Raw genomic sequence first — 10,175 nt, 5'->3', positions numbered from 1 at the left:
CATCCTCTTCCGTTCCTTTCCCAGCCAGGAAAATGCACCGGAAAACTCTAGCCAAAAATGGTCCAGTTTGAAGGGGTCAGATCAGGTTCAGATCAGTTCAGATCAAGTTGCGAAACAGCAGGGTATACCGGCTCTTGCGCTCCACGACGGTGGCGATGTTTGCAGCGCCATGCTCCTTTCTGAAGATCATCAAATCCGCTTCCCAGTGACCGAATTCACTGCGGGAGTTGATGACTTCAGGCCTGTTGCGAATGGCGCATTCCATTGGAAAGACAAGGCTTTTGGGTTTGCGTGCATATCGCGGTCGCCGCCTACGACGTCGTTCAGGCAGGTGACGCGCCAGTTGCTGATCCTGGCCTTCCTGAGAATAAACATACTGGTAGATTGTCTCATGGCTCATACGGGTGGTTGCGCCACTGGCAAGCCGCAGCCGGCCAGAAATCTGTTCCGGTGACCAACCGTCTTTGAGCCGATCGATAACGGCGGCGCACAGACTAGGGTCGCGCAGCAGCTTGCGGTATTTGCAACGCCGGTCGCACGCCATCTCATGCGCTGTGACGTGCCAGTATTCTTCCGCAATCGGAACCTCACGATCATGCCAGAAATTCCGTCGCAGCTCCCGGCAGATCGTTGAGCGGTGGCGGCGAAGGGCGCGCGCGATCTCAACCTGACTGATCTTCTTCTCATGCATCCGTGCGATGATACGACCTTCATCCAAACTCAACTGCACAAAAGAGCGGGCCATTCCATCCTCCTGAAACCATGGCCATTATTGCCTTCGTTGCATTTGAAAATGGAATCTGCCCAATAGTCTAATGAAAATTGCATAGTCATATTTATGGAATACTTGTCATCACTGGAGCTGACTGGCCAGAGGGTTTGAACCGGCCAGCCAGCAGAATTCCATCTTCGCCGATGCCACCCCGGACGGAGAATGATGTTGCCCCCGCAGGGGGCTCGTATGGTTTTCCTGGCAAACCGGAAATTATAATCGCCGAGCGGCATCCAGCCCCTCGCCGGACCAGCGGACATGCACGATCTGGCATTCTTCGGGCAGGCGTTCGGCAAAGGCTTTGCGGGTCTGCCGCGCCTTGTCTGTTTCCGGCTCCGCATCGAAAACGAAGGGGCCGGGGGGGTAATCTTGAGCTTTATGGTCTTTTGTCTCCAGCAAGGCTCAGAATAAGGGAGGACCGGCAGGCGCTCACGGCGCCGTGTCGCCGCCTCATCCACGACGTTCGAGGCGCATCGATGCGGAAAGGCTATCGCCGGGTGCCAGAACGGCAAGCCCGCCGGCGTGCGGGTCGCCATGCGCATTCGGCCGGTGGCTCATCGGCTCGACACACAGGAAACCGGAGGGGCCAGCGGGTTTGTAGAGCATCAGATAGCGGAGCGGCGGGGAGGCTTCGAGGATGAGGGCGGCACCCGAGACCTCGCCGATGACGGCGCGCCCCGTCCAGCCCTCGTAGCAGTTGTTGATCCAGCCCTCGGGGACGGCGCGTGGCGTGCCGAAGTCGATCTCACCGGCCGGCGCGCATAGAATGCCGGGCAGGTGCATCTCCCGCTCCGTCCACACGCCCCCCGCCTGGAATTCCACCGTCGAGCCCGGTCCGACCGGCAGATAAGGGTGGAAACCAAGCCCGTAAGGAAGCCGTCGCGCCCCCTTGTGGACAACCGACAGCATCAGCATCAGCCCGTGCGGCAGAAGCGTGATCCGCTGCTCGGCCCGGTAGGCGTAAGGTGAGCGATCGTCGGCCGCAACGTCGAGGCAAAGCCGCACGGTGTCACGGCCAACCTCGGCCACGGACCATGGCCGCAGCCAGCCCTCGCCGTGCAGCACCAGCGGATCCTGCGTATTGCGGGCAAGCCGATAGTCCGCGCCGTCGATGGAAAAGCCGTTGTGCTCGATGCGCCCGCCGAAGGGCACCAGCGGGAAGCAGGCCTCGCTGCCATAGAGCCGCGTCGCAAGGCCCGGCGTCTGCGTCGCAACCATCAGCGGCGTGCCCGACACCGTCGCGCTCAGGATGGCGCCACCCTCCGGCGCGATTGTCGCACGGCAATCGCCATTCCTTAGCTCGATCCGGTCGACCACGGCCCGCCTTTACCGCCGGCTCATCGTCGCGGCCGAAACCCGAAGATTGTCGAGGAGGACGGCAAGCAGCAGGATCATGCCGCGCACGACATACTGGTAGAAGGCCTGGATATTGAGCAGGTTCATGACATTCTCGGCAATGCCCATGATCAGCACGCCGACGATCACGCCGGTCATCGCCGCCCGCCCCCCGGCAAGCGAGACGCCGCCCAGCACGCAGGCGGAGATCACCGAAAGCTCCAGTCCGGTGGCGGCATTCGGCTGGCCGGAGGTGATGCGGGAGGCAAGCAGGATCCCCGCCACGCCGCAGACGAGCCCCTGCAGGGCAAAGATCCAGATGCGCATGGTCACGACATTGACGCCGGCAAGGCGTGCGGCCTCGGGATTGCCGCCGATCGCCAGCGTGTTCTTGCCGAACACCGTACGGTTGAGCACGAAGCCGAACAGGACGAAGAACAGGCCCATCACCCAGACCGGAGCCGGCACGCCGAGAATGCGCGTCAGGGCCAGATCGTAAAAGGCGGGATCGTTGATGCCGACCGCGCGGCCATCGGAGGAAATCAGGGCGAAGCCGCGGACGATCTGCATGGTCGCGAGCGTTGTGATCAGCGCATTGATGCGAAACCTGGCGATCACCACGCCGTTGATGACGCCGACGATGGCGCCGCAGGTGATGGCGGCCAAGAGCCCGAGCAGGATCGAGCCGGTGCTGTTGGAGGCCATCACGGCCACCATGCCGGAAAAGGCGACGGTCGAGCCGACGGAGAGGTCGAAATCGCGCGAGGCGAGGCAAAACATCATCGTGCAGGACACGATGCCGATCGTCACCACCGATTGCAGCAGGCCGAGCATGTTGCGCTCGGTCAGGAAGTTCGGAACCGTGATCGACACGAGCACGAAGGCAAGCGCGAAGATGACGACGAGGCCCTGTTCGCCGAGAAGGATTTTCTTGAGTGATTGCATGTGTCGGTTCTCTGTCAACGGGTCTCGGTCGGGGGTCAGGGCCGGCTCTGGCGGGTATCGGGAAAGGCGGCGGACAGGATCTCGCGCTCGTCATACGCCGCCCGCTCGAACTGTCGGGTGATCTGGCCGCCGCACATCACCTGGATGCGGTCGGTGATGCCCATCACCTCGGGAAGCTCGCTGGAAATCACCACGATGGCCATGCCGGCGGCGGCAAGATCGTAGAGGAGCGCGTAGATTTCCGACTTCGCGCCGACATCGATGCCGCGTGTCGGCTCGTCGATCACCAGCACACGGACGCCCGCTTCCGCCAGCCAGCGCCCCAGAATGACCTTCTGCTGGTTGCCGCCGGAGAGATGCACGATGTCCTGCTGCCGCGAGGGCGTGCGGATCCTCAACTGGCCGATGAAGCGGTCGGCGAGTTCGGCTTCCTTGCGCGGGTGCACGAGGCCGAAGGGCGAAAACAGGCGGCGGGCGGAAATGGCGATGTTTTCCTCGACGGAACGGCCCTGGATGATGCCGTCATGCTTGCGGTCCTCGGGACACAGGACAAGGCCGGCGCGGATCGAGGCGGGAGGACTGTCCGGCGCAACCGCCTGTCCGTCGATGACAACGCGCCCCGTCCGGCGGCTGTCGGCCCCGAACAGCAGGCGCGTCATCTCGCTGCGGCCCGCGCCGATCAGCCCGAAGAAGCCGAGGATCTCGCCGGCCCGCACCTCGAAATCGATCGGGCGGGGAAGACGCTCACCGGAGAGGTTCTCCACCTTCAGGCGCACCTCGCCGTGCAGGCGGGAGCGGTAACCCCAGATATTCGTGATCTCGCGGCCGACCATCTCCGAAATCACCTGGTCGCGGGTCACGCGGGAGAGATCCGGGTGATGGGCGGCAAGCTTGCCGTCCCTGAGCACGGTCAGGCTGTCACAGAGGCGAAAGACCTCGTCGAGGCGATGCGAGACATAGAGAATGACGGTGCCGCGCGCCTTCAGCCGCGCAATCAGCGAAAAGAGGATCTCGCTTTCCTTTGACGACAGCGACGAGGTGGGTTCGTCCAGCGCGATCACCCGTGCATCGAGCATCACCGCCTTGGCAATCTCCACCATCTGGCGCTCGCCGATGGAGAGCGAGGCGACTTTCGCCGAAGGATTGACGTCGATGCCGACGTCGCGCAGCCTCGCCCCGACCTCGGACAGCAGCCGCTTGCGGTCGAGCACGCCGGCGCGTGCCGGAAAGCGGCCGAGCCAGAGGTTTTCCGCAACCGTCAGCTCCGGAACGAGCTGCAACTCCTGGTGGATGACGATCACGCCGGCCTCGAAGGCATCGCGCACGGAGGCATAGGTCTGCACGGTTCCATCGATCAGGATGTCGCCGGCATCCGCCCGCTGGTCACCCGACAGGAGACGGATCAGCGTCGATTTGCCCGCGCCATTTTCGCCCATCAAGCCATGCACGGCGCCGCGCGCAACGCCGAAGCTCACATCGGCAAGCGCCTGCACGCCGGGATAGCCCTTCGACATGGCGCGAAATTGAAGAAAGTCTGACACGGCTCCCCTTCCCCTCACCCGGCCCGGCGGCGCACCGCCGGACCCTGTCCGTCCATCCGCAGACGGCAGACTTATTCGATGCCGAGCTGCTTGCGCACTTCGGCGTAATTGCTGCGCAGCGCCAGCTGGCCGGCGGTCAGGATCAGCTTTTCCGGCTGCTTGCCGTTCGCCACCCAGTCATACATGTTGATCGCCGTTTCATAGCCATGGCGCTTGGGGGAGATGATCACCGTACCGACAAAGCCGGTCGCCTTCGGCTTCTTGAACTCGTTGATCGCCGATTCCGCCCCGCCGATACCGACGGCCACGACGTTTTCCGGTGCGATGCCGACGCTTTCGGTGGCGCGGACTGCCCCCAGCGCCGCCTCGTCATTCAGCCCGAAGGCGACCCAGTTCTTGATCTCGGCATGCTTGTTGAGAACGGTCGTCGCGGCGTTGAGCGCGGCCTCGGTATCGGTCTTGGCCTGCGGCGCATCGAAGATATTGGCAGCCGGGAAACCGTTGGCCTTCAGGATGGAAATCGCCCCTTCGACGCGGTCGACAGCGGTCGGAAGCTGGTCGTAGGAGACTCGGATCGCGCCGACCGTCTTCGGGTCCCAGCCCCGCTTCTTGACCTCGTCGACGATCGCCTGACCGACGGCCTCGCCGATCTTGGTGGCGGAGATGCCCATATGCGGAACGGCGTCCAGCGGCTTGCCATCGGCGCCGACCAGCCGGTCGTCGACCGTCATGACCTTGAGATTGTTGGCAGCCGACTTGGCCACGATGCCGGGTCCGAGCTTCACGTCCGGCGTGCAGATGATGAAACCCTGCGCGCCCTGCGCACCGAGATTGTCGATGGCCGACTGGACCTTTTCGCCGTCTTCCGCGCCGATCTTGACGAGCTGGAAGCCCTTTTCCTTGGCGGCTACCTCCGCAAACTTCCATTCGTCCTGGAACCAGGGTTCCTCCGGTTGCTTGACGACGAAGCCGATCTTCACATCGGCCGCAAAGGCCGAGCTGGCGGCGATCACGGCAACGGCACCCGCCAGAATGGCGGCCTTGAACAAGCGCATTGTCTTCCTCCCCAAAAAGGCTGCTCTCCCGCAGCGGTGGCAGTGTTAGGCTTTTTCATCGTACCAGTCAATTGTCTTGGTATGATGAATAAGCTATCAGTGTCTGATGCGGGTTGACGTTCATCGGGGCAGGCCGTGAAACAATGGCGTTCGGCCCTGGATCGTACTATGCCGGCGGGGTGGAACAGTGCGCTGGGCAGGGAGATGCTGGTGGAAGAGAGAGCGGTCGGTCGGGATGGCGATGAGGGGCGCGACCGGGGGCGGCGGCCCCGCGTCAGCAAGAATGTCACCGCGGCGCTGGCGCTCGACATCTGCGACGACCGTTATTCACCCGGCACCCTGCTGCCGCGCGAAAACGATCTCTGCGATCTCTACGGCGTCAGCCGGACGGTGATCCGCGAATCGCTGAAGATTCTCGACTCGAAGGGCATGGTGAAGAGCCGCTCGCGCGTTGGCACCGTCGTCTGCGACAAGGAGGACTGGAATATCCTCGACGCGCAGGTGCTCGACTGGATCGGCCCGCGGATCTACGATTTCGATCTGGTCGGCTGCATTCTGGAGGCCCGCCGCACCATCGAGCCGGTGGCGGCTGAACTGGCGGCGACGCGCGCCACGACGCAGGACGTCGCCGATCTCGAAAAGGCCTGGGTCGCCATGCGCGAACTGGAAGGCAATAACGAGCGCTTCACCGAGGCGGACGTCGCCTTCCACACCATCCTGCTGCGCGCCAGCCACAATCAGGTGTTCCGCCAGCTGTCCGGCATCATCCACGCCGCGCTCAAATATTCGCTCTCCACCTCCAACAAGGCCGTCGAACGCCATGACGAGGCGCTCGATATCCACCGCGAACTGGTGGAGGCGCTGAGGATGCGCAATGGCGCGGCCGCCCGCGACTGTTCCACCCGCATGCTGGACCTGGCCGCGCGCGACCTCGCCTTCGCCCTCAAACAGACGTGAGCCGCCGCCCGGCTCTTCTCTCACCTGACGGATATGCCCATGAAGATCACCAAGCTGACCACCTATATCGTGCCGCCCCGGTGGCTGTTCCTGAAGATCGAGACCGACGAAGGCATCGTCGGGTGGGGCGAACCGGTGGTGGAAGGCCGCGCCCTGACGGTGCAGGCGGCCGTGCATGAGTTGGAGGACTACCTCATCGGCAAGGACCCGTTCCTGATCGAGGATCACTGGACGGTGCTTTATCGCGGCGGCTTCTATCGCGGCGGCGCCGTGCACATGAGCGCGCTTGCCGGCATCGACCAGGCGCTCTGGGACATCAAGGGCAAGGCGCTCGGCCAGCCGATCCATTCGCTGCTCGGCGGCCAGCTGCGCGACCGGATCAAGGTCTATTCCTGGATCGGCGGCGATCGGCCGAGCGATGTGGCGCGCAATGCGCGCGAGGTGGTGGCCCGCGGCTTCAAGGCGATCAAGCTCAACGGCTGCGAGGAGTTGCAGATCGTCGACAGCTGGGAAAAGATCGACAAGGCAGTCGAGACCATCGCGACCATTCGTGATGCGATCGGCCCGCATATCGGCATCGGCGTCGATTTTCACGGGCGCGTGCAGAAGCCGATGGCCAAGGTTCTGGCCAAGGAACTCGATCCCTACAAGCTGATGTTCATCGAGGAGCCGGTGCTCTCGGAAAACCGCGAGGCGCTGCGCGACATCGTCAATCATTGCTCGACCCCGATCGCGCTCGGCGAGCGGCTCTATTCGCGCTGGGACTTCAAGCAGGTGCTGGCGGACGGCTTCGTCGACATCATTCAGCCGGACCTGTCGCATGCCGGCGGCATCACCGAATGCCGCAAGATCGCGGCGATGGCGGAAGCCTATGACGTGGCGCTGGCGCCGCATTGCCCGCTCGGCCCGATTGCGCTTGCCGCCTGCCTGCAGGTGGATGCCGTCAGCCACAATGCCTTCATTCAGGAGCAGAGCCTCGGCATTCATTACAATGCCAGCAACGACATCCTCGACTATATCTCCAACCCGGAGGTCTTCGCCTATGCCGATGGCATGGTGGCGATCCCACAGGGGCCGGGCCTCGGGATCGAGGTAAACGAGGACTACGTGATCGAACGCGCCAAGGAAGGGCACCGCTGGCGCAACCCGATCTGGCGCCATCAGGACGGGAGTTTTGCGGAATGGTGACGGCGGCGGAAAAACCGGGCCGGCTCGCCGGCAAGCGGATCGTCATCACCGGGGCCGCCCAGGGGATCGGGCTTGGCATTGCACGCGCCTGCCTTGCCGAGGAGGCAAGCCTGATCCTGCTCGACAGCGACGGCCCGCGCCTTGCCCGCGCCGCCGAAGACCTCGACCACTCGGCTGGGCGGCTATTTCACGCCGCAGCCGACATTGCCGATGCGCCGGGCATCGCGGCGGCCATCGCGCGGGGCGCAGACGCGATCGGCCAGCCGAACGCCCTCATCAACAATGCCGGCGTCAACGTGTTCGCCGAACCGCTCTCCATCCGCGACGAGGAGTGGGACCGCTGCTTCGACATCAATCTGAAGGGCGCCTGGAACTGCTGCCGGGCCGTGCTGCCCGGCCTGATCGAACAAGGCGGCGGGGCGATCCTCAATATCGCCTCCACGCATGCCTTCACGATCATTCCGCACACCTTTCCCTATCCTGTGGCCAAGCATGCCCTGCTTGGCCTGACACGGTCGCTCGGCATCGAATATGCCGATCGCGGCATCCGGGTGAACGCGCTGGCACCCGGCTATGTCGAGACGCAGAAGGTGGTCGACTACTGGAACAGCTTTCCGGATAAGGAGGCGGCGCGCGCGCAAACGATGAGGCTGCATCCGCAGGGCCGCATCGCGACGATCGCCGAAATCGCGCTTGCCGCCGTCTTCATGATCTCCGACGAATGCCGCTTCATGAACGCCGCCTGCCTGACGGTGGACGGCGGGCTGAGCGCGATCCAGCATCAGTAGAGAGGATGGGGCGCGTATCTGGAAAAGTCATCGGCAGTGACATCCCGCGCCCTCGCCCCTCTGGCGGCCGTGACGGCCCGCACGTCACTGCGTGCGGCCTGCGGGCAGGCTTTGCCAGTGCCTGACCAATGGTGTTCGGGATAACGGCCAATTGCCGCAATGCTCCGGCAGGTCACGCCGATGCACGCCCGAGCCCAGGGCTCAGATGTAACCTTGGATGAGAACGCTGTTATCAGTCACGGTCCGACCGGGATCGCCAGCTTTTCGAGGAGGCAGGGAAGCGATCTTGTCCCAATGTCCATCGCTCCGTTCATATCGCTTCGCCACCATTCCGAGGTCCCCGTGTTGCGGACGGCAATCTGGAGCATTTCGGGGGAAAACCGGATCACCTGACGTGTTCCACCTCTTTGTTTTCACGCGGTCCGGACGCAACATCGCTGACGCACTCCTGCTGGACGCTCCATGAGCCACCCATCGAATTCGGTCCGCTTTTCAAATCGCGGACACGCGCTTGGTCCATCTCATCGCGTTTGTCGTAGAAGAAACGGTATGAAGTCGTCGGCTGCAGCCCGATATGTGACTTGAAGCGAACGTCATGAGGGAGGGTCCTGAGAATGACAGAAGCCGGTTTTCCTCTCAGCCGGGCCGATGCCTTTCAACGTCTGCAATCGTTCCTCCCCACGGCAGGGCGAGCTTACGCGCGCCTGCGCAACAAGGATCAAGGGAAGGGTCGCCATGTGCACGTATCCCGGCTTTCGCCCGCTGTGCGTCGGCGGCTCATCACGGAAGCGGAGATCATCGAGACTGTCCTCGCGCACCATGATCTCGCATCGGCCGAGAAGTTTGTCAGCGAGGTGTTCTGGCGTAGCTACTGGAAGGGTTGGCTAGAACAGCGCCCGACGCTGTGGCCGAACTATCGCGCGGCGTTGGAGCGGGCAAAAGATCGCCTCGATGCGTCTGCCGATCTCCGACTGCGGCATGAGGCAGCGATTGACGCGCGCACGGGCATCGATTGTTTCGACGCCTGGGTCGAGGAACTGAACGTCACAGGCTATCTTCACAACTGGGCGCGGATGCAGTTCGCTTCGATCTGGATTTTTACCCTCGGGCTCCCGTGGGAACTCGGCGCCGCCTTTCTGTTCGACAGGCTGATCGATGCAGATCCTGCATCCAACACGCTGTCGTGGCGCTGGGTGGCGGGTCTTCATACGGTCGGCAAGGTCTATCTTGCTGATGCCGGCCGTATCCGGTCCATGACAAACGGCCGCTTTTCGCCGACGGGACTGGCGCACACGGCCATCATTCCCACAGATAGCCTGCAGACGCCGCAACCTGCCGCCGTCCGTCCTTTTGCTCGCCCCAACCCGTCTGCGCCGACGCTTCTGCTGTTGACCTCGGAAGATCTTTCACCGGAGACGTCGCAGGAGATGCACGGACTGCCCGTCCGCGCCATCGCCTGCATCGACGGCTGCAACACATGGGATCGAATGGCCATGGCCGACGGCATGGAGCGCGCCTGCAAAGCCTAGCCGGAAGCAGACTGTCTTGGAATCGTGGAGCCGGCCCACCTGCTGGCCAAGGCCCATGCGGCGGG

The 10,175-nt window shown here is 63.4% G+C and carries 8 protein-coding genes and 2 pseudogenes; 4 read left to right on the top strand and 6 right to left on the bottom strand.

Features of this window, described 5'->3' with window-relative positions; all coding sequences use genetic code 11:
• Nucleotides 1–106: 106 nt before the first annotated feature.
• The 6 genes and pseudogenes from J2858_RS23815 to J2858_RS23795 all read right to left on the bottom strand — a co-directional run.
• A pseudogene (locus tag J2858_RS23815) lies at nt 107–745 on the bottom strand (IS30 family transposase); the annotation flags it as partial.
• 145 nt (nt 746–890) lie between these two features.
• Nucleotides 891–1,152, bottom strand: a pseudogene (locus tag J2858_RS24385) (DUF3830 family protein); the annotation flags it as partial.
• Between the two features lie 70 nt (nt 1,153–1,222).
• Nucleotides 1,223–2,089 carry an aldose 1-epimerase gene (locus J2858_RS23810; RefSeq protein ID WP_210107367.1) on the bottom strand — a complete coding sequence of 289 codons (867 nt, stop codon included), beginning with the start codon at nt 2,087–2,089 and terminating at the stop codon, nt 1,223–1,225.
• 9 nt (nt 2,090–2,098) lie between these two features.
• Nucleotides 2,099–3,052: an L-arabinose ABC transporter permease AraH gene (araH, locus tag J2858_RS23805; protein ID WP_143127853.1), complete on the bottom strand. Its 954-nt coding sequence runs from the start codon at nt 3,050–3,052 to the stop codon at nt 2,099–2,101.
• 35 nt (nt 3,053–3,087) lie between these two features.
• Entirely contained in the window at nt 3,088–4,593 is a 1,506-nt protein-coding gene (gene araG / locus J2858_RS23800; protein WP_210107366.1) for an L-arabinose ABC transporter ATP-binding protein AraG, read from the bottom strand.
• 71 nt (nt 4,594–4,664) lie between these two features.
• A complete protein-coding gene (locus tag J2858_RS23795; RefSeq protein ID WP_210107365.1) occupies nt 4,665–5,648 on the bottom strand; it encodes an arabinose ABC transporter substrate-binding protein in 984 nt (327 codons plus the stop codon).
• 210 nt (nt 5,649–5,858) lie between these two features.
• Between J2858_RS23795 and J2858_RS23790 the strand changes: the two genes are divergently transcribed.
• The 4 genes from J2858_RS23790 to J2858_RS23775 all read left to right on the top strand — a co-directional run bounded on the left by J2858_RS23790 (nt 5,859) and on the right by J2858_RS23775 (nt 10,110).
• Entirely contained in the window at nt 5,859–6,605 is a 747-nt protein-coding gene (locus J2858_RS23790) for a FadR/GntR family transcriptional regulator (RefSeq protein WP_348635527.1), read from the top strand.
• Nucleotides 6,606–6,644: 39 nt separating this feature from the next.
• Nucleotides 6,645–7,793 (top strand): galactonate dehydratase, encoded by a 1,149-nt coding sequence (gene dgoD, locus J2858_RS23785; protein WP_210107364.1) that lies wholly within the window; start codon nt 6,645–6,647, stop codon nt 7,791–7,793.
• Complete coding sequence (locus J2858_RS23780; protein ID WP_210107363.1) at nt 7,787–8,581, top strand: SDR family oxidoreductase; 795 nt, start codon at nt 7,787–7,789, stop codon at nt 8,579–8,581. Before dgoD ends, J2858_RS23780 begins: the two co-directional genes overlap by 7 nt.
• A 614-nt stretch (nt 8,582–9,195) precedes the next feature.
• Nucleotides 9,196–10,110, top strand: a complete 915-nt coding sequence (locus tag J2858_RS23775; RefSeq protein ID WP_210107362.1) for an FAD-binding domain-containing protein — start codon at nt 9,196–9,198, stop codon at nt 10,108–10,110.
• The last annotated feature ends 65 nt before the right edge of the window (nt 10,111–10,175 follow it).

It is taken from the genome of Neorhizobium galegae, assembly GCF_017877135.1.
Taxonomy (GTDB): Bacteria; Pseudomonadota; Alphaproteobacteria; order Rhizobiales; family Rhizobiaceae; genus Neorhizobium; species Neorhizobium galegae_A.
The sequence above is the reverse complement of the archived record's forward strand: the minus strand, read 5'-3'. Positions and strand labels throughout refer to the sequence as shown.

What these genes read in the sequence shown, in the direction of transcription:
- araH (WP_143127853.1), bottom strand. Translation starts at nt 3,052, where the DNA reads ATGCAATCACTCAAGAAAATCCTTCTCGGCGAACAGGGCCTCGTCGTC.
- J2858_RS23795 (WP_210107365.1), bottom strand. Translation starts at nt 5,648, where the DNA reads ATGCGCTTGTTCAAGGCCGCCATTCTGGCGGGTGCCGTTGCCGTGATC.
- dgoD (WP_210107364.1), top strand. Translation starts at nt 6,645, where the DNA reads ATGAAGATCACCAAGCTGACCACCTATATCGTGCCGCCCCGGTGGCTG.
- J2858_RS23780 (WP_210107363.1), top strand. Translation starts at nt 7,787, where the DNA reads ATGGTGACGGCGGCGGAAAAACCGGGCCGGCTCGCCGGCAAGCGGATC.
- J2858_RS23775 (WP_210107362.1), top strand. Translation starts at nt 9,196, where the DNA reads ATGACAGAAGCCGGTTTTCCTCTCAGCCGGGCCGATGCCTTTCAACGT.